Origin of the sequence: Calothrix sp. CCY 0018 (assembly GCF_963920925.1) — a bacterium.
Lineage (GTDB): Bacteria > Cyanobacteriota > Cyanobacteriia > Cyanobacteriales > Nostocaceae > Rivularia.
In genome coordinates, this window is record NZ_CAWUDI010000039.1 from 24,140 (window position 1) to 50,923 (window position 26,784).

Consider the following 26,784-nt stretch of genomic DNA (forward strand, 5'->3'; position numbering starts at 1 on the left):
GTTTTTGCACCACATTAATTTTGATAGACGGCTCATAGATCCGTAGTTGAGAAGCTACAATTTACTTTACCTTTAACTGCGCTCCTGCTAACTCCTAAATCTAAGAAGAACGCACCTTCGCATCAACTCTTTCAACGCTAGATTCTGATTGAGTGTTGGAATAAAAATAATTATTCGGCTCGTACTTGACATTTACACCATTAGCAACAATTCCTAAAACATTTGCTTCAGACCTTTCCAGCAAAGAGTGAGCAGCACTAGCGCTCGCTGAATTCACTAATCCTGGTCTAACCACAACCAAGGCTCCATCTACCATTTGCGATAACACGGCCGCGTCTGGGGTTCCAACTAAAGCAGGAGCATCAAAAATTATACAATCATATTTTTCAGAGAGCATTTCGATAAAGTTGGTCATACGTTCTGAATCGATTAACGCTAAAGGATTAGGAGGCATCACCCCTGCTGTTAATACAGATAAATTATTAGTTATTTTTTGTACTGCATTCTCAAAATCGTTTTCGCCAACCATCACGTTACTTAAACCGATAGAGTTAATTAAACCCCATATATGATGCTGGGATGGGTTGTACATATCTGCATCAACCAATAGTACCCGTCGCCCTACCTGAGCAGTTACTGCGGCTAAATTAGCCGCGACTTCGGTTTTACCTTCTTGAGCGACAGAACTCGTTATGGCAATTGAGCGAATTTTTTTATCTAAGCTAATAAACTTTAAATTAGCCTGAAGCATTTGATAAGCTTCGTGAATCACAGTGCGCGGAGATGTTGCAACTATCACCCTTTGGGAGGCATTGCTGGAATATTCTTCAGAAGTAACTGTATTATCACTAACTTCAAATTTGGGAATAAAACCCAAAACAGTATATCCAAATAATGCCTCTGCTTCTTTAACCGTCTTCAGTCTTCTATCAATTAGATCGACAAAGAATGCAGCCGCTACACCAAGTAGTAAGCCTGCGAATACACCACCTGCGGTAATCCCCATTTTCTTTTTCGCTGCTGTGGGGCTTGGATAAACGTCAGCATATTCGATGATCCGAGCGTTACCTACAGTTTGATTTTCTGCAACTCTAATCTCCTGCAACCTCGTACTCAAGTTTTCTAAGCTTGCTCGTGCTACATCTACCTGACGCTCTCGCTCTTTTAGCTGTTTTTCCAAATTTGGTAGAATATCAGCCCTTTCTTTGAATAAATTTCTTTGTTTTTCTAAAGCTACTATTTTTTGTCCTACACCTAAGCGTTGGGCCTGTATTTCTATCAACTCGGCAGTCAAGTCTTGCTTGATTCTCCCCATCTGCAATTTACTGGGTGCAATAAAGGGCTGATAGCCTAAAACTTCTCCAGTTCTTTGTGTTAATAAAGCTTTTAAGGCTGTCTCTTTCTGTTTTAAATCAATTATTTCTGGATGTGATTCGGTATATCTAGTAACTAATGTTGCTAAATCTGATTGAACTTTTTGTAACTGTTGTAATACCTCTTGCACTGCTGGAACTTGAGAAGAAGTAATATCTACAGCCAAATTTTCAGGTAATTTTAATTGACTGCGTAATTCAGTTTCCCTTGCCTGCATATCTGCTAATTCAGAACGAGCTAGACTTAATTCATCATTTAACTTGTTTATTGTTGAAACTGTACCGGATGTTTCCTGTTGCAAATCAATAATTTGATTTTTAGATTTAAACCGACGCAAGTTTTCCGCTTTTTGTTCTAAGATTCTTAGCGCGTCCGGAATTTGATTTTGAATAAACCTACCTGCTGTTCTCGCTTCTAAACGGTTAATGCCAATATTATTTTGTATAAAAGATTTCATTGCCTGATTGACTATTTTTTTTGCCAATTCAGGTTTTTCCGAAGCATAAGTTATTTTTAATACATCAGTACCCAAAACTGAACTTGCTTGAAGGTTAATCGATCCCGGACTCAAAGGTTCGCCGTTTTCGGTTTTTAAATCAAGAGCATCAATTACTTGTTCTTTAAGCGATGTTGATTCAACTAATAAAGCTTGAGTATCCAAAGGATTAAACTCGCGTTTTAAAGCTTCTAAATCGCCTATTTTTTCTCCTGCTCCTGTTAAAGATGATGTACGATTCGATTGAAACAGTAGTTTTCCACTAGCTTCGTAAGCAGATTCTTGAACTGACACCGCAAACAGAGCTAAACCAGCAAACGTTGCAAAAACTCCAGTTGCTACCAGCCAACGACGTTTTAAAACTAACAGATATTTCTGTAAATCTATCTCTTCTGGATAGTTGTGATTTTCCATAGTTCGTAATAATCGCGTATGTTTACTTTTATAAATAGCACAAAAATATTTTGATAAATACTAACTCTTATTACTTGATGTACTTTTAAGAGAAGTACAAACTATTTCGACATTCTCTTAAAACTTCTAACACCAAACAGAATAGTTGTACTTCAATTGCGTTTGACTTTTGACCAAGGATTTTTATATATTTTAAGCCGTTGCTTGAATATTAAATAAATGAATGGAAGTGCATCTAGAATATATCTTTTCCAAAGCCGCTTCGGTTCGCACCAAAGTCTATATAGCCACTCCAAACCAACTTCGCTCATCCATTTAGGACAACGTTTAATATGTCCTGCCTCAAAGTCAATCGTTGCACCGATCGCCAAGAATATCTTGACAGAGCGTAAATATTTTCTATGTTTTGCAACCCACATTTCTTGTTTGGGAGCGCCTACTCCAATTGCTAAAACTGTTGCATTAGAGGAATTTATTAGTCTCAGAATTTTTTCACATTCTTCTTGATCTTTTTCAAAGCCAAAGGGAGGTGAGTAAGTATCAATAATTATATTTCTACCCACCTTAAAATTGATATTTCTTCGAGCAATTTCAGCAATTCCGTCTTCGGCACCCAACAAAAATATTTTTATACTTCGATCGTTTCTATAATAAGTATAAAACGCTGGGAACAAATCAGAACCCGAAATTTTCTCAATAATGGGCGTTCCTAAAAAACGAGATACATACATCAGTATTTTACTGTCGCAAACTCTGTATTCTGCTTCTTGATAAACTCCATAAAAATCGGAATCTCGCTGCAATTTCATCAGGTGGTCCACGTTAGGGGTAACAACAAGACCACCACCTTGCAACTTATCTAATAAGTCGCTCATCGCGACGTTGTTAATGTTTACGTTCAGCAACTGCACCTGTGTCATTACCTGCATCCAAACAGCACTACTACGTTTAAAATAAAGTGTCTATCAATGACTAGCCAGGGGAGGTCAATAATTAAGGAAACTCAAATCAGACTATAGAATAAGCCAAGAGCCACCCTTGTAATCTGAGTATTTTTTTTCATACGTTTCTATACGCCGATAAGCCGTACTCCTCTACAAAACGACCTATGGCATTAATCAACTTACAGCCCCCTCGAGTGACATAATCCCTGCTTATCTTTCAAGCAAGGCTAAAGCTATCTGTGAGCGTCAAGCAATATCTTACCAAAGCGGTATCTAATGCAATTCCATTTCCATGTTCCATTTTATACGTAAATATGTACAAGTGTCTTAGACTACATATGCGTAATAAATGTTTGAGTTTTTCAGTAGATACGCCGTGGCAATATTACATAGCTTTTATCGATCTAGAGTTTTAAGGATTGATCGTACTACCGTACTTTGAGGTGCGGTATTATAACTGCCTTAAAATCTTCGTCTAACACTCATCCAAAAGCATTTAAATCAAAAGCATTTTTTTGAAATAATTTAAATCGAGGCAAATTATAACGGTTTATTTGTATTTCTTCATTTTTCTGCTCACAAACTTTAATATAACTTTAATTGGAATAATTTAAACCAATTATTGTAAAGTTAATGTGTAGAAGCCATGCTCTATAGTAAAGAAATTGTAAAGCTACCGTGAAAACTCGTAAAAAAGATCGGTATTCGGAAATAATAAGGATCGCTTTTAAGGCATCCCATCGTAATTTCCCCTATATTTAAGTTAAATTCACATCGGTATGCTCCTGGCTGAATATACAAGCTCAGCACCGTTAAATTGCATAAATCAAGTAAAAATGCTATGGGCTACCGATAATTATTAGAAACTCTTCCTAATAAAAAATTATCAAGTTATATTGATTTCTAATAACTATAGGATTATTAATTTGAGGAATTTCTCTTTCTACTGATTACTTTCTCATATCGCGATCGCAATACATAGTAATCAAGAGCAATCAAAAAAAACAATCATAAGAAAATCTCGGTAGTTTGGAAACTCACGCTTTTTAAAGCGCTCGTGGAAAAACGCCGCGTGTGGTTTTAACCACCGTTGCCGTTTTTCTTTTTTTTATGGATGGTTAGTCCGCAGAATGGTTATGTTAGCCTCGACAAAATTTAGGAGCAGCACGTCCGGGAAACACTGGCTTAACTCAGGTACATCTGTTTAATCCCCCGGTTACAGAGCTTGGAACTGGCGAGCATCCCAAGGTGTGTTCTTAAACTTTCTCCTAAATGTAGTAGCCACTCTTTGTGGGTACTTAGTCTGGTCAGCTTTCTGAACGAATACTCGCTCAGACCCCGTATTGGCTGAGTTACTGACAATAAACCTGTAGCGCCGATAAAATTACTTATATAAATTTACCCTTTGCACAAGCTAAGTAAATCCACCCATAGTTAGACATATTTGGATAAATCTAAATCCACAGGATCATTTTACTTAGTTGTCAACGGTTAGAAAAACTTAGTATGGGCTTTAATCTCATTCTCACGAACAAAGTAAAAGCCCACACCTCAAAAAAATACTGCAATCAACTTCCTTGTTTTCAATTACTTTTCAACCACTTGACAATACCATCAGCAAGAGTTCCCGCTAACTTTTTCTGCTGCTTGGGATTGCTCACCCATTCAAACTCTTCGGGGTTGCTCATGAAACCCAACTCTAACAATAATGAAGGTGCTGCTTCGGGACGAGTTAGCGCTAAGTTATTCCAAAATACGCCATAAGAAGGTCTATCTAGTTTTTCAACTAAATAGTTATGTAGATATACCGCCAAACTATGAGCTTGAGGATGGTACCAAAACATTCCTACGCCCTTGGTATTTTCCGCATCGCCGAAATCGGGAAGAGCATTGTAATGAACCGACAGCGCTAAGGTAGGTTCTTCTTGGGCAATTATCTTTTGGCGATCCTCCAAAGATACAAATTTATCAACTTCGCGCGTCATCACCACCGTAGCCCCTTTTTCGACCAATTCTTCCCGTAAGAGCTTGGATACAGTTAAATTTACATCTTTTTCTGGTAAACCTGTTGGCCCGGTAGCTCCCGATTCTTCACCACCATGCCCAGGATCTATTAAAATCTTGATTCCAGATAAAGGTTTGCGTCTGCTGCGAGGTAACTCGGGAGGATGTCGCAGCTTTAACTTTAAAGTCGTGCCTTCATATCCCAACTTGTATCCCCACTGTTGATTTTTCTTCAAATTAAAAATATATTGCACCGCAGTTGAATTTCCTCCTGGGGATGGAGGTATTTGCTGCCAATCCAGGCGCGATACAAATGGGTTGTCATTAAATGGAATAGTGTCCGTTTGGGCAGTAGTATTGTGCAGCGTCAAAGTAAATTTGTCCGACTCCTGCTTGACGGTTACGGGAACGGGAGTTTGCAAAGGAAAACTGACCAAAGTTGCATCTTTGGATTGGCTCGAAGCAACGCTGCGAATAATCGTACTGGGAACAATGGCGTTGGCTAAAGCAACAGTTTCCGAACTTTTAATCCAAGCTCCATAGTCCAAACGCAACCACTCACCAGTCTTTCCCGTTACAGCCGAACGGGTACCCCTGGGTAATGGGGTTAGTCTAGAATAATTAGTAGAGGGACCGGTGCGAGCCACACCAAACTCAGCATTTACTTCCACAACCGGCAAATTGCTTGGTTCTAAAACGGTAATTTTTCCAGGGGCTTTTTGAGTTATTGTTTCGCCTTTAAGCGTTAGTTGATATTCTGGTATTGCTTGCATCGTAGCTTCTACTGTGGTACAGCCAGAATATTTGCTGTTTGTAGCATTTTGAGGTTGATTGGTTCCTGTTAAAGCCGCTAAGTTACTAGGTAACTGTGCCTGCGGTGGTTGTAGCAAAAGAGGAACCCGTTTATTTTCACCCAAATTCACGGATACTGTAGCGCTTAGAGGTGCGATCGCGCTAAAACAAATAAGTTCTCCTGGAAGTCGAGCAATATCAACTTCTGGACTTAGAGAATCTTTCGTAAAGGCTAACCCTTGGGGCACGCTCAAAGAGTTATCGGTTCTGGTAACAATAATCTGAATTTCTTGGTCTTTATGGCGTATTGTAAATGTGTTCTCTCCTATTTGTAGGGGAAAGCTGGGTGCAAAATGACCGGATTCGGATCTTTTGATTGGCTTACCATTTATTAGAACTTGTCCGGTTGGTGGAGCCGTACCGATGAAAAAGATTTTATCTGAGGTTGTTTTGTGGTTTGTCGGGGGATAAACCACTTTCAAGGGTTGTTCTTGTGCCCAAGCTAAGTTGGGAGTTGCGACTGAAGCTAATACTACTAATCCTAAAAGTGGTTTCACGTCTGTGGTTTACAACAAAAATCTCAACATTTACTCTGGCACAAGACGGGATGTAATTTTTATAAGTTGCTTGAAACTGAAAAATTGTATGACGAAGTTCGTATTTGTTACTGGTGGCGTAGTTTCTAGTATCGGTAAAGGAATTGTAGCAGCTAGTCTGGGACGATTGCTAAAATCGCGTGATTATTCGGTATCGATTCTTAAACTAGACCCATATATTAATGTTGACCCAGGAACCATGAGTCCTTTTCAACATGGTGAAGTTTTCGTTACTCATGATGGCGCTGAAACCGATTTAGATTTGGGACATTACGAACGTTTTACCGACACTTCTATGTCCCGTCTCAACAGCGTTACAACTGGTTCGATTTACCAATCGGTGATTAACCGAGAGCGGCGCGGCGACTATAACGGCGGTACCGTACAGGTAATTCCCCATATTACCAACGAAATTAAAGATCGCATTACTCGCGTTGCTCAAAATACTAATCCCGACGTAGTAATCACTGAAATTGGCGGAACGGTAGGCGATATTGAATCTCTACCATTTTTAGAAGCAATTCGTCAGTTTCGTAAAGAAGTAGGACGGCAAAACGTGCTGTATATGCACGTAACATTGATACCGTGGATTGCTTCTGCTGGAGAAATGAAAACCAAACCGACCCAGCATTCAGTTAAAGAATTAAGGTCTATTGGCATTCAACCAGATATACTGGTTTGTCGATGCGACCGTCAACTACCAGAAGGAATAAAAGAAAAACTTTCGGCATTTTGCGACGTGCCAGTTGAATGCGTAATTCCTTGTATCGACGCTAAAAGTATTTACGAAGTACCGTTGATTTTAGAGCAAGAAGGATTGGCTACTCAAACGCTTTCCTTGCTGCAAATGACAAAGCAGCCACCAGATTTACAGCAGTGGCAGACTTTAGTCAAACGGATGTACAATCCTCAGCATCGCATAGAAATAGCCATAGTAGGTAAATATGTCCAGTTAAGCGATGCTTATATTTCGGTAGTCGAAGCACTTCGTCACGCGGCGATCGCTACTCGCGGAGAACTACACATACGCTGGATAAATTCGGAAGAATTAGAAAGCGAACCACCAGAAATGCACCTCAAGGGAGTAGATGCGATCGTCGTACCTGGAGGTTTTGGTTCTCGTGGAGTGGATGGAAAAATAGCCGCGATCAAATACGCTCGCGAACGGCAAATACCATTCCTCGGTTTATGTTTGGGAATGCAATGCTGCGTGATTGAATGGGCAAGAAACGTCGCCAAACTCAAAAATGCTCACAGCGCCGAATTTGACGAAAACAGCGTTAATCCAGTTATTAACCTGCTGCCAGAACAACAGGATGTCGTTGATTTGGGTGGCACAATGCGCTTGGGTGTATATCCCTGCCATATTGTCCCCAATACTCTTGCCTTTAAGCTATACCGTGAAGATATTACCTACGAAAGACACCGCCATCGTTATGAATTCAATAACGCTTACCGGAAATTGTTCTTAGAATCTGGCTATTTAATTGGCGGAACTTCCCCCGACGGAAAATTAGTAGAAATGGTTGAACTACCCGAACATCCCTTCTTTATTGCTTGTCAATTTCATCCAGAATTCTTATCGCGTCCCAACGGATCGCATCCTCTATTTCAAGGTTTAGTAGAAGCAGCTATTACTTATTCGTGCGAACGTGATGGGTTAATAGCACCCGCCGCTCAAGTGTTGTGATTCCAGAGTATTTACTCACAACGGCAAGGCGGTGAAGGCTTTATACTCTGAAACAGGAGTGTTGCTAAAAATGTGTCGTCTAAATTCCAGGAAGGTAAAGAGGAGAAACTGTGGCGTATTGGGTAAAAATCTACTACGAAAAAAAAGAATATGTAGTTGATTTTGAGCGCGTCACAGCTTTCTGCTGCGAACCAAACGGTCGGGTGACATTTTGGCTGCCAAATAGTGCCATACCTATCGTGATTATCCCCCGCAACAACCAAGAAGACTACCAAAAAATCTTGGAATACATTCAAAGAGTCAACAATTCGGAACCAGAAGATACTTACTGGGTAAGAATCTTTTACGAAAGAAACGAATACGTCATCAACCTCAAATGTATTTCATCATTTTGTCATGAAAAAAACGGTAGGATAACCTTTTGGTTGCCCGACAGCAGCATACCTATAATTATCAACCCGGCAAGCAATCCCGAATCTTACGATAAAGTCCTAAATTACATTCATCAAACAACGGGATACACGTTGTCTGAGAGTTAGTTGTTAGTTGTTAGTTTTTTTCACTACTATCTACTATCCACTAACAAATTTTTCAATCGCCAACTTCGCAGCCCCCAACATCCCCGCATCGTTACCCAATTCCGCCGCGATTATTTGCAAATAATCGCGGGATGTGGGCATTACTCGCCGTTCAATTTCTGCTTTCATTGATGGTAGAAAAAACTCAAAACTCGCACTAATTCCGCCTCCAATTACAACCGCTTCAGGCGTTAGTACGTAAATTAAACTTGTGATTCCAGTTCCTAAGTCCCTACCATATTGTTGCCAAAACTTCAATGCCTCCTCATCCCCAGTTTTGGCTAAAGCTCCTAATTCCGCCGGTTCTTTACCAGTACGGCGACGAATTGCGATTACCGAAGTATGCTGTTCTAAAGAACCTTGATTGCCGCTTTTACATTGCGGGCCGTCGGGAATTAAACTAATTAAACCTAATTCTCCAGCCGATCCAAATCTTCCCGTAAACAACTTACCATCAATAAAAATTGCTCCACCAACACCAGTTCCTAAAGTTAATAAAATAAAATTTTGATAATAACGGCCAGCACCCAACCAAGCTTCTCCTAAACCGGCGCAGTTTGCATCATTTTCAATAATTGTGGGTTTACCGATTTTCGCTTCCAAAATATCTGCTAAAAAAACATTCCGCCATTGAGGAAGATTAATCGCAATTTTGGCAATGCGTCCTTTCTCATCCGCAGGCCCCGGAGTTCCAACACCGATCGCAACAGCATTTCCTTGTGGATCGACTTTAGCAACTGCATCAACAATAGCCGCCACTACCGCTTCCGGCGTTGCTGGTTGGGGAGTATGCACAGTTAACGAATTTAAACAAGAACCATCAGACGTAAATCGTCCTAATTTTATTGCCGTTCCTCCCAAATCAATACCAATTACTTGAGTTAGCACTTTTTTCAGTTAACAGTGAGCAGTGAGCAGTGAGCAGTAACCAGTTATCAGTAAGACTGAAATTTAATCCGCGATTATGGAGAAATTAACAAGTTTATTGGTTCATCAAGGTGGACTTTTTGCAACTGCAAATCGGCAACTTTAGTCGAATCAAAACTATGTTGTGCCTGTAAAACCGTTACGGGTGCCCCTTGTAAAATAGCACTCAGAGACACAAACAACATAAAACCACCAGCAGCAGCAGCAATCAACGAAATTTTATCTTTTACCATAATTTTTAATGTTGGGAGCAGAAAGCAGGGAGGGGGGAGAGGGGGAGAGGGGGAGAGGGGGAGATAAGGGGAAATATTTATTCTCAACTCCTAACTCCGCGCCTCCTAACTCTTCATCCTCAATCCAAAATCCTATTGTCGTTTCCTTAAACGCGGATTGACAAACTCATTCAACCCTTCACCAAGTAGTGATAACCCTACTACCATTGTTGTCATGGCTAATCCGGGGAAAAGTGTAGTCCACCAAATGCCTGTAGGTAAAGCAGCTAAAGCTTGTTTCAAATCGTGTCCCCATTCTGGTACTTCTTCGGGAAGCCCCAATCCTAAAAAGCCTAAACCACCTAATACTAAGATGGCATCGGCGGCGTTTAAGGTGAATAATACGGGTACGCTTTGAATTACGTTCAAAAATAAATATCGCGAAAGTACCTGCCAAGTATTAGCACCAATTGCTTGTGCTGCTTCTACAAAAACTTCTGTCTTAACACTTACTGTATGATTGCGAACAACTCGGTAATATTGCGGAACGTAGGCAATACTAATTGCCAGCGCCGCATTTATAATTCCACGCCCTACAACAAATGCCAGCGTCACCGAAAGCAGCAAACCGGGTAAGGTATAAATGCTATCCATAATAAACAGCAAAACCTTATCCAAGCGACCGCCAATATAGCCGCTCAACATACCCAAAGGCACGCCAACCAGCATACTTAATGCAGTAGCTAATAAAACCACCTGTAATGCAGCTTGAGCGCCAAAAACAGTACGAGAAAAGATATCATAGCCCAAACGACTCGTACCAAACCAGTATTTTAATGAAGGTGGTGTATGAATCGGATTATCGAGAAACTCGGTTGGATCTTGCAGCAAACCCAAAGCTTGAAGTAAGGGAGAAAATAATGCCAGAAAAACAAACACCAAAGTAATGGCTAACCCAACCAACATTAATTGTTGAGAAAGAGTAGGCTTTTTTTTGATGAAAGGCAAAAATCTCGGCAAGAAACCTTTAGCAACGGTCATAGGTTAATTTATAAGTTATGAGTAATGAGTTTTAGGTTATAAGAGTCACTTTGTCAACTCAAAACTCAAAAATTAATATTTTATATTACATACCTGCCGACCATTTTTACAGGTGAAATGGTTCCCGGCAAAGATATAAATACACAATTTGAAGGTGGGCATGGGGCATTAGAAGATAAATAAAATAGGGAGCAAGATGCTCCCACTCCAAATATTGTCTTAACTCCTAACTCCGAAATCCCAATCCAAATTTCCTAAAGAGTGCTTTCAAGCAATTCGCGATACTGACTCTTCTGCTTCACTCCTTTGAGTTCTTGCAATAATTCTTTATCTTTGAATATTTGTACTGTAGGTGTTCCGGTTACGTTTGCTTGTTGGGCAATTTCTCTATCTTTGTCAATGTCGATTTCTACGAAGTGAATTTTACCGTCAAATTCATCCACTACTTTATTTAATATCGGCTTGAGCGTATGGCAAGGGCCGCAACCGGGAGAAACGTACTTTACCATTAATGGGCGATCGCCATCGTGAAATATTTTTCTGAGAGCGTAACCACCTATATGACGGGTATTGTTAATATCAAAATCATCTTCGGTATCGGCAGCAGTTTTTTCTTCTTCTTGGGGTTTTAGTTCGTTGTTTTCCGGATTTTGACTAAATTCTTGCAGCAATCCTTGAGCGGATAACCAACGCTCGGCTAACATCGCTCCCATACAGCCAGAACCCGCTGCGGTGATGGCTTGACGAAATTCATGGTCTTGTACGTCACCAACGGCATATACACCTTCTATGCTGGTTTCTACTGAGTTGGTGGTAACAACGTAACCAACATCATCTAGTTCTAACTGTCCTTTAAATAATGATGTGTTGGGAGTATGTCCGATCGCGTAGAATAATCCTTTAGCTGCTAAATTACTTTCTTCGCCGGTTTCGTTATTACGGACTTTAATACCCTGCATATGATTTTCGTCACCGAATATATCTACAGCTTCGGTATTCCAATGCACTTTAATTTTGGGATTATTTAAAACCCGGTCTTGCATAGCTTTACTGGCTCGCATTGTATCGCTACGAACTAGTAAATTCACCGTATCGCCGTATTTAGTTAAATAAATAGCTTCTTCCGCAGCCGAATCACCAGCACCAATTACAGCTAATTCAGCACCGTGAAAAATCGGAGTAGCACCGTCACAAATCGCACAGGCTGAAATTCCACGACTCCAAAATGTATGCTCGCTGGGTAAACCCAAACGCTTCGCCGTAGCTCCGGTTGCAATTACAATAGTATTAGTTTTAACTTCCCGCTCGGAAGAACGCACGGTAAACGGACGCTGACTCAAATCGACCGAAATCACATCCTCAGTATACAGTTCAGCCCCCCAACGTTCTGCTTGTGCCTTCATCTTATCCATCAATTCCGGGCCAGTAACACCTGCGGGGAAACCGGGGAAATTCTCCACTTCAGTAGTTGTCATCAACTGTCCGCCGGGTAATCCTCCAGCTTCAAACCCTTCAAAAACAACGGGTTTGAGATTCGCACGCCCCGCATAAATAGCAGCAGTATAGCCAGCAGGGCCAGAACCGATAATTACTAAATTTTCTACAGTTGGATTTGTCATATTTGTCATAATATTTTTAAACAAACTCATAACCACTACGCTTAATTTAGCATAGTTTGTAGGTTGTTCGCAATTTTTGTACCCGCACAATAGAATTGTGGGGCTATACAAACAAAGCCCACCTGCGTGGGCTATCTATATCTTGTAGGGTGTGTTACAGCGCGAAACGATTGGATTTTTATAGATATGATTGATAATGCTGTAACGCACCATCGAATTTAGGGAGCCTAAAAAGTTAATTACCCGCTTGTTGTCAGCAAACGAGTTTATTGTTGAGTATTTTTTCTTACCGTTTCTATGTCTAGCTTTAAACGTTCGGCAACTTGCTCAACAGTTAACCCTAAATCTAATAAGATTGGAATCATCTCCAGTTTTTGATTAAGAATACCTTGCTCAATACCTTCTTCTTTGGCTTCCTGGTAAACTCTACTTTTTTTCAAAGAATCTAAATTCAACATTGCTTCAATTTCCTCCAAGCTCAAACTCGAAAATTTGTCAATTACCACCGCTTTAATAAATTCTAAAACTCTTTCCTCTAAAGTGGCATCGGTTAACTCTTGTTGAGCTTGACTGATTAACTGTCTGGCAAGCTCTCCGGTTTTTTCTTGGCTTTTATTCTCGACGATTAAACGCATTACTCCCACTGAGAGCGATGTTTCCTGAGTTTTCGCTAGTTCATCGAGATAAAAGCGACGTAGGTGTGGTAACAAGAAATTTAAGTATCTAGGGAAATTTCCTTCATTACTTTTTGCGTTGTAAATAACGATGGCATACCATTCTTCATTTGGCGGTTGATATTGAGTCAGATAAAGAATGATTTCGGCAGCAAGTTGATTGTAGAAATTATCATCTTTATAAGAATGAGCTTCTAAAAAATAAATTGGTTCCGATGGGTAATTTTCCGGAGTTAAAAGCAAGCCATCTAAACGAAAACCCCTCTGCTTAATTTCCGGTGCTAGAAACTTATAAATATTTGGATCTTTTTCTGGTTGCCCAATTAATTCAAAGAATAATTCGGGGATTTCTTTGAATATTTCATAGAAAAGTGCATGACTGCCGATGCACTTTTTGCTGTTTTTTATTATTGTAGGGTGTGTTACAGCGGGAAACGATTGGATTTTTATAGATATGCTTGATGCAGGCTGTAACGCACCATCGAATAAAGTTAAAAATTACCATAAATCCCTCTCCCCCAGCCCCTCTCCCAAGCTTGGGAGAGGGGTGTTTTAACCCGCTGCCACGGCGGGTTTTGTTTGTGTAGCTAAGCCAGTGCGTTGGGCGGGTTCCCCGACTTGAAGCAACTGGCGTGCGGTTTCAACCGCCGGGTAAAACGTAAAATTACCCTTCTCAAACCTGCCCTCTCACCCAAGCCCGAAAAGCGCGAGTTGTCGCCATCTCACCATTGATTCGAGTTTCTTGAATAAACCGAGGAATTTCCTTTACAGATACCTGAGCAAAAGTAGGGCTTTGTTCAACTTCTATATATTGCCCATCATTAAGTATATAAATTCGTAAAACGCTGCCGTTAAACCGCCAAAATTCGGGAATGCCAATTGCAGCGTAAATTTTAAACTTGTCTACTTTCGGTTTGGAATATTCTACTTCTAGTACCAAATCTGGCGGTGGATCGATGTTTAGGTCTATTTTTTCCTTATTTCTAACCCGGTATTCGTTTTGTATGTAATAGCTGCTATCTGGCTCTCCACCTCGTTCCAAGTCATCTCGCGTCAAAGTTAAAGAGCCAGAACGTTTGTACTCTTTATTGACTTCTTCACACAACGCAACAACAAAACCTTCGATAACGCGATTTGAGTTTTCGTGTGGCATATCTGGAGCCATGATTTCTAATACTCCATTTTCGTAGGCTAATCTGGTATTTCTTGAGCTTCCCATATCCGCCAGCATTGCTTTAAACGTTTGCCAGCTAATGTTCTCAAGTAAAGTTCTGGTTTCTGCTGGTGTTGATATTGCCACCATGTTGGAATACCTCGCTTAAATTGGTTGTTTCTTTGGGGCTTTGACTTTCTTAAGGATTACATAATTGCCGTGGGTGGATTGGAAGCAACTTTATAGACCAATACGGTTCAGTTAAGCTTGAAAATCAAAACTAGCATAGGTTGGGTTGAGGAACGAAGCCCAACATTATTAAGACTTTGTTGGGTTATGCCTTACGGCACGCTACGCTAACACTATCGTTCAACCCAACCTACAATTCTCCTCTAACTGAACCGTATTGCTTCATAGACATGAAAACAGCGTAATAAAACAAACACATTAGGGCTGTTATTGCTCATTGCCTGTTCCCTATTCCCCGTTCCTTGTTCTCTATATTCCTTAAAAGCCTTGTGAAACCTGCCACATAGAAGTTAACTAATAACTGTTTCCCAATTTTTCAAAAAAACTTTTTTCCAAAATGATAATTCCTTGAGTCGAAGTGGGTAAGTTACACCTAGAACTCGATAACCCATCCCCACTTAAAGGAAACACTAATGAAAACCGAACTTAAAGCAAAGTTTTTACAAAACATCCTCCGCAAGAAAAAAGAAAACGAAGGTTTTACCTTAATTGAATTGTTGGTTGTAATTATTATTATCGGTATTTTGTCTGCTATTGCTTTACCTTCTTTCTTAAACCAAGCAACTAAAGCTAGACAAAGTGAAGCTAAGAATTATGTTGGTTCTATGAACCGAGCGCAACAAGCATTTTACTTAGAGAATAATAATGCATTTACAACTTCTGTTGTAACATTAGCACTAGGCATTAAAACGACTACTGATAATTTTAAATACACCATAGACGCTGTAGCGACTACAGGTTCAGTTGTAACAAATAAAGGTAGTGCGCTTAAAAAAGCGTTAAAGTCATACGCTGGCGTTACCTATACTGCTAGCCAAACAGTGGACGGTGTTACTGACGCAATCACTCTTGCTGTTATGTGTGAAAGTGCGAAGCCAGCAACCACTGATATTGCTACTGGTATTGCAATCAGCAATGGTACTACTAATGGTGCTTGTCCTAATGATGTCAACGGTGAGATGAGAACAATTAAGTAATCCCTCTGCGAGTAGTTACATTAACGAAAATTACAATAAATTCAGATTCAATATTCGACTGGAGTGGGTAGTCAAAACTACTCACTCTCTTTAATTTAAATTGAGTGTGTGCAATGATTTCTAATTCCGCTTTGACTAAATCTACTGAAAATTTGCATCAGAAGGCATATCAATGTCTTATGCAAGGTGAGTATTATCAAGCAGCTAGTCTGTACGAATATGCAATAGAAGTACAACCAAATATCAAGTATAACTACTGGTATTTGGGGTTGACACTGCTTTTACAGGGCAAAGAAGTAGAAGCACAAACAACTTGGGCACTGGCAATAATGGAAGGAGAAGCAGAGCAAGTTGAATTGTGGAGTTGCGAACTAGTAAAGATTATAGAAGCTGAAGCACAAAGATGTTTGGCACAGGAGGATTATTCTACAACCTATTTATTACGGCAACATATACGCGAAATTCAACCATTAGATATTAATAATTTATTACACTTAATTCAAATTGCTATCAAGCAAGAAACATTTACTGGAGATGACTTAGCTGATTGGGAAATAATTGAACTTCTGAAGTCATATAGATCGGAAGAACTAAGTATCAACCTATTAATGGAAGTGCTAGAGCAAATTTTAAACTACGATCCGCTACATTCATTACCGTTAGAATTTGCTAAAGCTTGCTTACCCTATTTAGGTCATTTATATAAATTCTTTGCTATCGTACTGGTAGCTGCAATAGATACTTCCTACTCAGTGAAAAGACCATCGCAAGGAGTGAAATTAGCAGAGATATGTCTACAGATAGATGATGAAAATCTTGAGCTATTAAGACATTTAACTGCTTTTTATCAAAATTCTGGTAATTATGCCAAAGCAATAGAAACAGCGAACAAGTGTTACTTGTTATTAGAAAATAAAACCCTAGCAGATAGAGCTTATGGTAATCACTTGCTCTTAAAAACCTTTATCAATGCAGGTTCATACTGGGAAGAAGCGGAAGAAATTTTAAAACGTCAAGAAAATCTCTTACCTTCACTTATTGAGCAACAACCAATCTTGGATGATAGCGCGGAAATTTCACGAACGCTTCTTTCGACATTCTTTTTCCCGTATTTTCAAGATAATCCTCAAATATTTCGTAAAATACAAAATAAATTGGCGGCTTTGTGTCAGCGGAATTTACAAAATTATGCTGAGGAAGAAGCACAATGGTATCAGCAAAAGTGTAAGCGATCGCAGCATATTAATAAATCCACTAAACCCTTGAGAGTTGGCTACATCTCCCATTGCTTTAGACAACATTCAGTGGGTTGGTTAGCAAGATGGTTGTTTGAAAATCATAATCGTGAGAGCTTTCAATTCTATGGTTATTTTGTAGGTTCTCAAAACCAAGAAGATCCATTACAAGAATGGTATACCAGACAATTTGAAACCGCCCACAAAATAGGTACAGAAACCCGAGATATTACCGAACAAATTTATCAAGACGAAATTGATATCCTAATTGATTTAGATAGTCTCACCTTGGATATTACTTGTGAGGTAATGGCATTAAAACCGGCGAAAATTCAAGCTACTTGGCTAGGCTGGGATGCATCAGGAATTCCAGCAATTGATTACTTTATTGCTGACCCTTATGTATTACCACAGAATGCTGATGATTACTATTCAGAGAAAATTTGGCGTTTACCTCAAACTTATATTGCCGTAGATGGTTTTGAAGTAGGTGTACCTACTTTACGCCGCGAACATCTCAATATTCCCGATGATGCTATAGTTTATCTTACCGCCCAAAGCGGTTCTAAGCGACATCCCGATACAATACGGCTACAAATGAGAATTTTAAAGGCTGTACCAAATAGCTATTTATTAATTAAGGGATTAGCACAAGAAGAAACAATTCAAAGCTTTTTTAATCAAATTGCACTTGAGGAAGGAGTGGATACCAATCAACTACGATTTCTTCCTATGGTTCCTTCAGAAGCAATACATCGTGCAAATTTGGGAATAGCTGATGTTGTACTAGATACTTATCCTTATAACGGTGCAACTACAACTTTAGAAACTCTATGGATGGGAATTCCTTTAGTTACAAAAGTAGGCGAACAATTTGCGGCACGTAACAGCTACACTATGATGATGAATACTGGTGTGAAAGAGGGTATTTCTTGGAGTGAAGAAGAATATATCGAGTGGGGTATTTGTTTGGGTAAAGACGAAGCACTACGACAAAAAATTAGTTGGCAATTACAGCAATCTCGGAAATCTGCTCCTTTATGGAATGCGAAACAATTTACTCGCGAGATGGAGAAGGCTTATGAACAAATGTGGCAGATTTATATTAGCGGTAAATAGCCAAAATGCCTCAACTATGGAACAGTAATATAAATAAACATAAGTTGTCTCTACAAACATAAAAAATTAAGCCCACCGTTAAAGTAGGCTTAATTTTGTTTAGGTTATATTTGTATTTTACAGGTTTTTATTAATTAAGTTTCTCGTAGAACACGCTTATAAAATTCTTCAAGAGCTTCCACACAAGTTTGATCATCATAGAGATAAGAATGACGCTCTATCATCTTTTGAACAATACTACTTTTCCACTGTTGGTTCATTCCTAATTTGACAGCAATCTCAATATATTCGTCTTCAGTTTTAGCAATTGTTTCTGTAACTCCCAACATTTGCAAGATACCGTAAGAATGACGACCGCGCATAAATTCACCAGGACAGGTAACAATAGGTAAATTACAGGCAATTGCTTCTAATGTTGTATTGCCACCAGACCAGCTAAATGTATCTAAAAAGATATCTGAGAGCTGATTAAGATTGCAATAATCATTCCAACCGATTCGCGGAGATATAACACAATAATCTTCACTGTTCAAGTTCAACTTAGCAAAAGCATTTTGCAGACGTTTGCGGAATATATCAGTGATGTGAACGCTGTCATGAGATATAAAAACAAATTGCGCTTGAGGCACTCTCTGGGCAATTTCTGCAAAAATATAGTCATACTGCGGCAAATATTTAAACAAAGATTGACACGATAGATAAACTACGGATTCATCTTTTAATCCAAACTCGGAACGCGGTTTTTTCAGTTCGGGAATAACTGGTTTTGCGTAAGAAACTCCAATATTCGGTAAGCAAATTAATTTTTCAGAATAGTGTTCTTGGGCATTTTCTGGTTCCATTAATTCGCAAGAAAGAAAATAATCTACAGTGGGTATACCAGAAGTAATTGGATGTCCCCAACTGGTACACTGTACTGGAGCAAGTCGCAATCCTGCTATTTTGGTCATTTCTGGATACATACCGATATCTAATATTACTAGGATATCTAGCTTGTCAGAAATTATTTGTTTGCAAATGCCCTCAAAATCTTCTGGAATATGATGAAAATGATTGCTGTATAGGTGAAATTGTTGAGTGAGATAATCAATATTTCTATCTAACTGGTAGCAGTAAGTTTCAAACTCTTGATAATTATGATTTTTAATCCAGCCAAGCATTAATTTACCGACAGTATGCGCTCGCAGACAGTTAGAAACATAACCAACACGAATTTTTCTATTTTGAGTTGGAAATGTTGTAGATAGTGGCTTTACCCGTTCAGGATAATTAGCAGCCATTACCTGATGAACAAACTGACCGTACTCTTTTTGTAGTTCAATATCATTCTTACCTTGATATTGAAGATAAAAATTTGTGCGATAACCTACTCCTTCCAAAGCACTTTTCTGAGCTTCAGGAGTATCTAAAGATGTTTGCTGAGTTAATGCTTGTAAACTTTTTATAAACTGCTGTCTATAAAATTCAATTTCTTCTTCTTTTTCATAAACAATAGGCAGTAATCGCTGTTCTTCCAGCTTAAAAGATAAAACATTTGGTTTTAATTTGTATGCATACTGAACAACTGAAATAGCTTCTTTTATTCTTCCTTGGAATTGTAATGTACCTATGATATGAAAATACAATAAACTTGAATGAGGATGAATTTTTAATCCTTCTTGATAAATTTTTATAGCTTGGTCGCATTCATTTAAAGATTTATAGCATTCGGCAAAAGCAACATATAAAAATTCATCGCTAGTTTTATTCTCTAAAGACTTTTGATATTGTTCGATAGCTTCTTGATATTTTCCTTGCCTGTAAAAAGAATATCCATAATATTGTGCTGCTTCCGCATGATCGTTTTTAGCTTCAAATGCGACTCCTAAATTATAGAGAATATTTGGGTCGCGATGTTTTAATTGCAAAGCTTGTTCGTAAGCTGCTATTGCGTCATCTACTTTTTCCTGTTCTAATAACACATTTCCCAAGTTAAGGTAACTACCAAAATGCTTTGGTTTTGCTGCAATAGCTTTTCTATATATAGATTCAGCTTGTTGTAAATCTCCAATTTCTCCAAAAATATTGCCTAACTGGTTGTAGGCATCAATCCATTGAGAATCAAGTTGTATTGCTCGTTGATAAGCCTGAATTGCTTTATAAATAGCACCAAGTTTTTCTAGTACTAAACCTACAGTATAGTGTCCTAAAGCATTTGAAGAGTCAATTTCTAATGAATTCAAAATAGCTTCAAGTGCTTCTGAATAGCGTTTGGTTGTGTAGTATAGAGTACCAATATTTAACCAAGCATTTGCATGACTATTATCGAACTTTAATACTTCTTTAAATTTGTGTTCGGCAGCAGTTAACTGTTTATTATGATATAGACCCACTGCTTCTTTATGTAGCTTTTCTACTATTTCTATATCTGATATTTCGTTGCTTAATTGTTGGTAGTACATAATGTCAAAATATTAAATTTAGATAATACTTAGTTGATGAAAGCTGTTTAATTCGCTAATATTCAATTTTTCGGCTTTAACCGCTATAAGTTGTTCTTTATTTTCACATTCCAAAACAATCCTAGCTTTAACACGAGGTAACAAAGCTTCCCACTGCATTTCACCCAACTGCGACACCAGAGAAATTTCTAAACCTTCACTTATATCTAAATCTTGCATCAAAAGATTCATGCTTACAGCAGATAGCAACATTTCAGCATAATCACCATCACTGTTACTGACATCAATCAATAAAGTCATGTCTTGACTATCGGCATGAGCCGCTAAAGTGCCAATAACTTTTTCCAACTCACCTCCAAGAATTTCTTCTGGTTGCGTCCAATCGGGGAAAATAATTAAATTAATTTCTCTGAGATTTAAAACCGCAATTGTAGTGTTAATTAACACTGAAGTTACACTTTTTGCTGTTGATGACCAAGAAAACTTTTTCGCTTGTTCAATTCCTCTATTAATTAATAATTGACGAATACCAGGTTTTTGCACTTCACAAAGAGCATTTGCTAATCCTTCCGCATCACTATCATTAATATAAATTGCTGCATCTCCAGCCACTTCGGGAATCGAAGCATTAGCACAGGTAATTACCGGGCAACCACAAGCCATTGCTTCAAGGATAGGTAAACCAAAACCTTCATATTTAGAGGGATAAACCAGCGCGATCGCACCACTATAAGTTATTGCTAACTCTTCATCGCTGAGTTGCAACATATGTACCGTACTACCATACGTATAAGTTCTCCATTCAGGTGCTAAAACACCACCGCTTCCGGTACAAATAATATCAAATCCGTTCCGACTGGCGAGTTGAACAAATGCTTTAAAGAACAAAGCACTATTCTTATAACCACCTGAAGCACCAACTATAAGAAAATAAGGTTTTGTAATTCCGTATTTGGTTTTAAAAACATTAACTTCTTCTAGTTGCCCTGGATGAAAAGTATTATTAACTCCTAACGGAGCTACAGCAATAGAATCGGAATTGAGATCGGGGAAACACTTAACTAAATCTCGCGCTGTATTTTCAGAAACAGCAATGTATGCTGAAGCGTGCTGAATTCCATAATGTTTTTCTCGCCACATGGGATTATTTAAATCCCATCCCATTAGTTCTGGAATCATGTCATGTGCCATGAAAACAGAAGGCGTTGTAATCGGTGTTGTGTAGTAAGAAGAAATAAATAAATCGGCACCTTCTTCGTCACATACTTGCTGAAGCATTTCACGGTCGGTATCGGTATTGTTATAGTCATATTGGGGTATTTGACGATATCTAATACCAGCAATTTTAGGAGCAGTACCGGCTCTATCTAAAACAATAATATGTTTTGCAAAATCATTTGTAGACCATTCTTCTAATAGCGATTTCCAAACACGAGCAATTCCCGTTTCGTAGAGTTGGAAAAATACACCGTCAATTAATATTATCGGAACTGGTTTGTTAAAAATGGCAACTTTTTTATCTATTTCTTCCGGTTGTAAGAATCGCCAATTATCAGAATTATGTTCTGGTTGAGCAATGGGTACTATACCGTATGATTTAACTTTATCTACAGTTGTGTCATCGCCAACCCATGCAAAATAATCGCGCAATAAAACAGGAAATTTAGTTTGTTGCTGCAAATTAGTCCATTGAGAAACAGCACCTTTATAACCGTAATATTCTTCTTTAAATTTGAGTTGCTCTTTTGTAGTGTAAGCAAAATGCTGAAAAATTAAACCTCGTTCTTCTGTCTCAGAATGTGTAAATGGATTTATACTAGCCACATCAATCCATTGACCATTGGACAATTGTTTTTGTAATTTTGGAGGTTCATGAGCTACCCATACAGCCCCAGGTTTAAATCTCCAAGTTCTTAACCATTCTTGTTGAGGATTTTGAGCATAACAATTACGAGTACTAATTACCAAGTCTTCTCCAACAAAATACCAGCACCAATAAAAAGCAGCGGTTTTATGAGGATTGTCAACAAACATTTGTCTTGCACTGCATAACTGTTTAACAGTCCACAACTCATCAGCGTCTATTTGCCAAAGAAGACATTCTTCTTGAATGTTAAATAATGGTTCATTAACCATCTCGCGTTTTCCTTCCCAAAAAACACCTTCGGGCTTGCGATAAATTGTAATATTGTCAGGATAAAGTTGCGCTAGCTCGTCTATATATTCGCTAGTTCCATCAATACTACGTCCTAAAGAGTGAATTTCATCCGCAATACATCCACCTTGCGGAACACTCCAAGACGTATCATGTTTTAAGTCTGCTACACCTTCAACAATATGCCAATGCCAGTTAAAAGGTAGTTGTTGAAATACATTAATATGGTAACGAATAAATGGTTGACCATTTAGAACTATTGTGAAAAAATGAATTGGTAAATTTGATGAATCGGGTTTTCTGTTTATAAAGATTTTCTCAGAATCATCTATTCTCCTAAAAATAGAGAATCCATTACGAACTGAAGAGTTTTGTACTACTAATTCATAATTGATATCTGAAAGTAATTCACGATGATTTTTATAATTTTTAAAAGTATTTATATCATCCAAACAAATAAATTTTGCTCCATATACTTGATCTAATTCAGCAATACCTGTAAATTCGGAGCCATCAATTAAAACTAAATCAAATAACTCAATATTATTTTCTCGCTTGATTTTTTTTATCCCATCATTAGTTACACCAGAATTTATAATATACTCTATATCTTGCTCTAACCAGCCTAATACTTGTTCTAGAGGATATAATTTTAAATTACTTTGGGTGTTATTGTAAAAATCAATAACTTCTTTTTTGTTTGGAAATGCTTCTAAAGATATTGATGAAACATTATAGCATTTCACAAAATCATCGTTATTATATCTCTTTGCTAATTCTGCAAATCTAGTTTTTGAAACTTCCATGCAGAATAATTTTGGACTATGAGCATTTTCCCGAAGTCCCGTTACAAATGCTTCAGTACTTCCTCCTCCAGAAGATGAACCAATTTCTAATACATTTTTAATATTTTCTTTGCTTACTATTTGTTGAATAGCATAGTAGAAACTATCATTTTTTATTTCAGGTGGAATTACAAGATTAAGTTCTGAATTTTTAATTTTACTATTTAGCAGATTCTCTAGTAATCTTATTATAGAAGGTGATAATTCTTCATACTTCCATTCTTTCGTTTCTAATTTTTGTTTATCAGGTAAATAATAATGACGACCTCCATCACGCGGGTCTAAGCGAGAATATTTACGAACTTTTTGTTTGCGCTTTTCTTCATTGTTGATAAATAAATCTAAATGATAAATACCTAATTCAGGTAAGCATTTTCCTTGATCGTTTAAATTCTGAATACTTTCATGAATTTGCCCAGTATATAAAATATTACTATTGTATTTAAACAACCTTCTTTGTAAATCAGGATAATGTGGCTTACTGATAATATATTTATTTAAGCTTAAAGGAGCAATCCATTTCCTCGGTAGCCAAAAATTATCGACTGTTAGTTTGCTTTTTCCTGACTTAATATCTTGGATAAAATTTAGAGTTTGAGTACTAATAAATTCATCCGAATCAAGAACAAAAATCCATTCATTTTGAACGTACTTTAAATACACATTCCTTTGGTCAGAGTGATTTCCAGTCCATTTTGAATGTATTACTTGCGCTCCATAACTTAAAGCAATGTCACAAGTAGAGTCATTACTACCACCATCAACTATTATAAGCTGATCGTAAATATAGCCTAAAGATTCTAACGCAATTGCTAATGTTTTTTCTGCATTTTGTACCATCATACAGACTGAAATACTTGACATAATTGAGATTAATTCCTTTAATTTAATTCGCAAAGAACAATTTATATTTTGTGCAGGGTTTCAAGAATAAACAAAATTATTTAGTAGTTTCCTGATTTGTATTCTTTCCCAATTCCTTCTTCAAATTCTCCAAACCCAACTCATAATCCTTCCTTTCAGGATTCAGCTTCACCAACTTTTCCAAAGTTTCAATAGCACCTGGAATATCGTCCAACTGTAACCGCACTTGCAATAAACCGTCCAGCGCAACTTGATTATTTGGTTCTCGTTGTAACACCAACTCAAAACCTTTTTCCTGCTGTTTTAAAGTTGATTCCACAGATACAGCTTGCGGCGCACTATCTTCTCGAAAAACTTCTTGCATAGCAGGAATTGCTGCCATGACGGTAGAACCGAAAAAAGATATTATCGAGATTAAAATTACTAACTTTTGCCGCTTTTTAGCTTTCTCGCGGTTTTTAACTACGTATTCTTCCTTAGAACCATCCATGTTTTAGTAGTAGTTGTGGTAAATACTGAGTTTAATCAACTCTTTCAGTTCTCAGGATACCCAGCACCTTAGCAAAACTATCACTTCAGCTATATTTTTTTATTGCAATAACTTTAAATAGATAACTCACACAAAGGCTACTACCAATCTTTGTACCCCGCCTTATGTGGTTGACGACTACTCACTACTGGTACATTTAATTAAATCTGATGGGTTTGTATCGCAGCTCGCCAGGAAATGTAATTAAGAGTCGAATGGCACTAAGAAAAACTCAAAGCTTTACCCTGACTCGCTCCCAGGCTCCGCCTGGGAACGCACATCTGGAGGCAGAGCCTCCAGGAATGGGTTCCCTGCCCGGAGGCTGGGAAGCAGTCAGAGCAAGGGCTGCATCTTAACAAGCGTGCCATTCAATTAAGAGTCTAATAGCAAAAGTCCGATGAATCTTACATCTTGCACCATTTTCAACACCACGTTGGAATAAATTCCCAGGCTCAAAAACAAAGTCTGATAAATCAGACTGGGTATGACTTTTAGTGCGTTTTAACGTACTTTGTATATTAGCCTTGGAATTTATTCCGAGGCGGGAATTTGGGCTTAACAACAATGGTGCAAGATATTAGATTTATAGGACTTACGATATTGTTGTCACAATACCCGGTTGGTGCGTGACACAGACGGGCCTTGTTACTACGTTCAAATTAACTTTAAGTGTCACACACTCTACAAGAAAACAGGGCTTTGCATAAGTGCTGAAATAGAGAATTTACACCTGTATGTCCCATTAACGTTTGATCGGTTCGTAGTAGCGCTTTACAGGCTCCAGATTCCGGAATATGAGGCGCTGAAGCGCTACTACGAACCTTTAGAATTAAATCGGCAATACTTGTAGTATTTGTTCTAGCCCACGCCGGTGGGCTTCGCAATATTAGCCCCAGGCTTATAGCCTGCGGGCTTTCTGTTTTTAAATAAAAATCAAAACCACACTACACCAAATCTTCTCAAAAAGATTCGTAAAACTTACCCAAAGATAACAGAATATATTTCGTAAGGTAGACATATTTGCATACCTACTTTAAATCAAAACTGAAACGCGATCGCAATAGATGAAATTTAACTTCTTACTACAGGAAACATAACAGTGAGATTATTTATTGAATTCTAGAAATAGAACATAATTCCCCTTACAAAGGAGCGATGTAAAGATTTTTTTCCTAAATTCAACAAGTTTAATCAAATACAGTAATCTTACCCATCCTCGTTTAAATTTTTATCCAAACTAAAATAAGCCACGATTATCCTATGAATAAAAATTTGATAAATTAATCTGACTGATAAACTATTTATAATTCCATAATCTCGAACAAACATACATAATACCTTGAATCGACTTCTTGGCTTTGGCTACAACTCATCTTCTGTTACCTCTGAGACACTGCCAGGGCAAAGCAATTATTAAGAAAATATTAAAATAATCTTTAGATAGTATAAAAATCTGGATGTTTGCGATAATGTAAGTAACGATTAATAGAAAACAGCGAATATTTGTAGCTCGCTATTCTATATCACCATTGTGCAAAATCGTATAGCGAATTTCCGAATTTCCTGCTTTATATCGGAATTGTCATGATTTGTGCATATTGTGCTGAATTAAGCATTTGAAGATCGTAAATTTATCAGATTGCTCTAAAGCTACAAAGTTGCTGACAAATTAACTTGTTTGGTAAATAAGCAATTGTAAATTTTGCTGAGTTCCAAAGTTTATTAGTGGTGATTACCGAACAAAACCGAAATTAACAGTAACCATGTAGAATTAGTTATGCTATATTCAAGAATAGTGAGACTTGCTTTGCGTGCATTACCGAACTCTACGCAGAGACTATTAATTGCAAAACGGA

The 26,784-nt window shown here is 38.0% G+C and carries 17 protein-coding genes; 5 read left to right on the top strand and 12 right to left on the bottom strand.

Going from position 1 to position 26,784, the window contains the following annotated elements; all coding sequences use genetic code 11:
* Positions 1 to 100 precede the first annotated feature (100 nt).
* From ACM03V_RS24885 to ACM03V_RS24895, 3 genes are all read right to left on the bottom strand, one after another.
* The gene (locus ACM03V_RS24885; protein WP_414623484.1) at positions 101 to 2,284 is read right to left on the bottom strand and encodes a GumC family protein; all 2,184 of its coding nucleotides are present in this window, start codon (positions 2,282 to 2,284) and stop codon (positions 101 to 103) included.
* 152 nt (positions 2,285 to 2,436) lie between these two features.
* Entirely contained in the window at positions 2,437 to 3,204 is a 768-nt protein-coding gene (locus ACM03V_RS24890) for a WecB/TagA/CpsF family glycosyltransferase (RefSeq protein WP_414623522.1), read from the bottom strand.
* A 1,607-nt stretch (positions 3,205 to 4,811) separates the two neighbouring features.
* On the bottom strand, positions 4,812 to 6,581 hold the full coding sequence (locus ACM03V_RS24895) for an N-acetylmuramoyl-L-alanine amidase (protein ID WP_414623485.1): 1,770 nt from the start codon (positions 6,579 to 6,581) through the stop codon (positions 4,812 to 4,814).
* An 88-nt stretch (positions 6,582 to 6,669) separates the two neighbouring features.
* On the opposite strand from ACM03V_RS24895, the gene ACM03V_RS24900 reads away from it, so the two are divergent.
* The gene (locus ACM03V_RS24900) at positions 6,670 to 8,310 is read left to right on the top strand and encodes a CTP synthase (protein WP_414623486.1); all 1,641 of its coding nucleotides are present in this window, start codon (positions 6,670 to 6,672) and stop codon (positions 8,308 to 8,310) included.
* Positions 8,311 to 8,420: 110 nt separating this feature from the next.
* Positions 8,421 to 8,849 (top strand): hypothetical protein, encoded by a 429-nt coding sequence (locus ACM03V_RS24905; protein WP_414623487.1) that lies wholly within the window; start codon positions 8,421 to 8,423, stop codon positions 8,847 to 8,849.
* A 33-nt stretch (positions 8,850 to 8,882) separates the two neighbouring features.
* Here ACM03V_RS24905 and ACM03V_RS24910 read toward each other — a convergent pair whose 3' ends face one another.
* The 6 genes from ACM03V_RS24910 to ACM03V_RS24935 all read right to left on the bottom strand — a co-directional run bounded on the left by ACM03V_RS24910 (position 8,883) and on the right by ACM03V_RS24935 (position 14,664).
* Positions 8,883 to 9,776, bottom strand: a complete 894-nt coding sequence (locus ACM03V_RS24910) for an ROK family protein (RefSeq protein ID WP_414623488.1) — start codon at positions 9,774 to 9,776, stop codon at positions 8,883 to 8,885.
* Between the two features lie 74 nt (positions 9,777 to 9,850).
* Positions 9,851 to 10,048 (bottom strand): hypothetical protein, encoded by a 198-nt coding sequence (locus tag ACM03V_RS24915; RefSeq protein WP_414623489.1) that lies wholly within the window; start codon positions 10,046 to 10,048, stop codon positions 9,851 to 9,853.
* 132 nt (positions 10,049 to 10,180) lie between these two features.
* Positions 10,181 to 11,068 carry an ABC transporter permease gene (locus tag ACM03V_RS24920; protein WP_414623490.1) on the bottom strand — a complete coding sequence of 296 codons (888 nt, stop codon included), beginning with the start codon at positions 11,066 to 11,068 and terminating at the stop codon, positions 10,181 to 10,183.
* Between the two features lie 254 nt (positions 11,069 to 11,322).
* Positions 11,323 to 12,687: a thioredoxin-disulfide reductase gene (gene trxB, locus ACM03V_RS24925; RefSeq protein WP_414623491.1), complete on the bottom strand. Its 1,365-nt coding sequence runs from the start codon at positions 12,685 to 12,687 to the stop codon at positions 11,323 to 11,325.
* 266 nt (positions 12,688 to 12,953) lie between these two features.
* The gene (locus ACM03V_RS24930; RefSeq protein ID WP_414623523.1) at positions 12,954 to 13,805 is read right to left on the bottom strand and encodes an Rpn family recombination-promoting nuclease/putative transposase; all 852 of its coding nucleotides are present in this window, start codon (positions 13,803 to 13,805) and stop codon (positions 12,954 to 12,956) included.
* Positions 13,806 to 14,034: 229 nt separating this feature from the next.
* Positions 14,035 to 14,664, bottom strand: coding sequence for a Uma2 family endonuclease (locus tag ACM03V_RS24935; protein WP_414623492.1), 630 nt, complete (start codon positions 14,662 to 14,664; stop codon positions 14,035 to 14,037).
* A 512-nt stretch (positions 14,665 to 15,176) separates the two neighbouring features.
* Here ACM03V_RS24935 and ACM03V_RS24940 point away from each other — a divergent pair.
* Both ACM03V_RS24940 and ACM03V_RS24945 read left to right on the top strand, forming a co-directional pair.
* Positions 15,177 to 15,740: a type IV pilin-like G/H family protein gene (locus ACM03V_RS24940; RefSeq protein ID WP_414623493.1), complete on the top strand. Its 564-nt coding sequence runs from the start codon at positions 15,177 to 15,179 to the stop codon at positions 15,738 to 15,740.
* A 113-nt stretch (positions 15,741 to 15,853) separates the two neighbouring features.
* Positions 15,854 to 18,094 (top strand): O-linked N-acetylglucosamine transferase, SPINDLY family protein, encoded by a 2,241-nt coding sequence (locus tag ACM03V_RS24945; protein ID WP_414623494.1) that lies wholly within the window; start codon positions 15,854 to 15,856, stop codon positions 18,092 to 18,094.
* A gap of 134 nt (positions 18,095 to 18,228) precedes the next feature.
* On the opposite strand, the gene ACM03V_RS24950 is transcribed toward ACM03V_RS24945, so the two are convergent.
* The 3 genes from ACM03V_RS24950 to ACM03V_RS24960 all read right to left on the bottom strand — a co-directional run bounded on the left by ACM03V_RS24950 (position 18,229) and on the right by ACM03V_RS24960 (position 24,889).
* The gene (locus tag ACM03V_RS24950; protein WP_414623495.1) at positions 18,229 to 20,535 is read right to left on the bottom strand and encodes a tetratricopeptide repeat protein; all 2,307 of its coding nucleotides are present in this window, start codon (positions 20,533 to 20,535) and stop codon (positions 18,229 to 18,231) included.
* A gap of 18 nt (positions 20,536 to 20,553) precedes the next feature.
* Positions 20,554 to 24,399 carry a glycosyltransferase gene (locus tag ACM03V_RS24955; RefSeq protein ID WP_414623496.1) on the bottom strand — a complete coding sequence of 1,282 codons (3,846 nt, stop codon included), beginning with the start codon at positions 24,397 to 24,399 and terminating at the stop codon, positions 20,554 to 20,556.
* Positions 24,400 to 24,475: 76 nt separating this feature from the next.
* Complete coding sequence (locus tag ACM03V_RS24960) at positions 24,476 to 24,889, bottom strand: tetratricopeptide repeat protein (RefSeq protein ID WP_414623497.1); 414 nt, start codon at positions 24,887 to 24,889, stop codon at positions 24,476 to 24,478.
* A gap of 254 nt (positions 24,890 to 25,143) precedes the next feature.
* Between ACM03V_RS24960 and ACM03V_RS24965 the strand changes: the two genes are divergently transcribed.
* On the top strand, positions 25,144 to 25,284 hold the full coding sequence (locus ACM03V_RS24965; RefSeq protein WP_414623498.1) for a hypothetical protein: 141 nt from the start codon (positions 25,144 to 25,146) through the stop codon (positions 25,282 to 25,284).
* Positions 25,285 to 26,784: the final 1,500 nt, after the last annotated feature.

Coding starts and splice junctions, on each gene's coding strand:
- ACM03V_RS24960 (WP_414623497.1), bottom strand. CDS start 24,889: ATGGATGGTTCTAAGGAAGAATACGTAGTTAAAAACCGCGAGAAAGCT.
- ACM03V_RS24945 (WP_414623494.1), top strand. CDS start 15,854: ATGATTTCTAATTCCGCTTTGACTAAATCTACTGAAAATTTGCATCAG.
- ACM03V_RS24885 (WP_414623484.1), bottom strand. CDS start 2,284: ATGGAAAATCACAACTATCCAGAAGAGATAGATTTACAGAAATATCTG.
- ACM03V_RS24900 (WP_414623486.1), top strand. CDS start 6,670: ATGACGAAGTTCGTATTTGTTACTGGTGGCGTAGTTTCTAGTATCGGT.
- trxB (WP_414623491.1), bottom strand. CDS start 12,687: ATGACAAATCCAACTGTAGAAAATTTAGTAATTATCGGTTCTGGCCCT.
- ACM03V_RS24915 (WP_414623489.1), bottom strand. CDS start 10,048: ATGGTAAAAGATAAAATTTCGTTGATTGCTGCTGCTGCTGGTGGTTTT.
- ACM03V_RS24940 (WP_414623493.1), top strand. CDS start 15,177: ATGAAAACCGAACTTAAAGCAAAGTTTTTACAAAACATCCTCCGCAAG.
- ACM03V_RS24965 (WP_414623498.1), top strand. CDS start 25,144: ATGGCACTAAGAAAAACTCAAAGCTTTACCCTGACTCGCTCCCAGGCT.
- ACM03V_RS24950 (WP_414623495.1), bottom strand. CDS start 20,535: ATGTACTACCAACAATTAAGCAACGAAATATCAGATATAGAAATAGTA.
- ACM03V_RS24955 (WP_414623496.1), bottom strand. CDS start 24,399: ATGTCAAGTATTTCAGTCTGTATGATGGTACAAAATGCAGAAAAAACA.
- ACM03V_RS24935 (WP_414623492.1), bottom strand. CDS start 14,664: ATGGTGGCAATATCAACACCAGCAGAAACCAGAACTTTACTTGAGAAC.
- ACM03V_RS24890 (WP_414623522.1), bottom strand. CDS start 3,204: ATGACACAGGTGCAGTTGCTGAACGTAAACATTAACAACGTCGCGATG.
- ACM03V_RS24920 (WP_414623490.1), bottom strand. CDS start 11,068: ATGACCGTTGCTAAAGGTTTCTTGCCGAGATTTTTGCCTTTCATCAAA.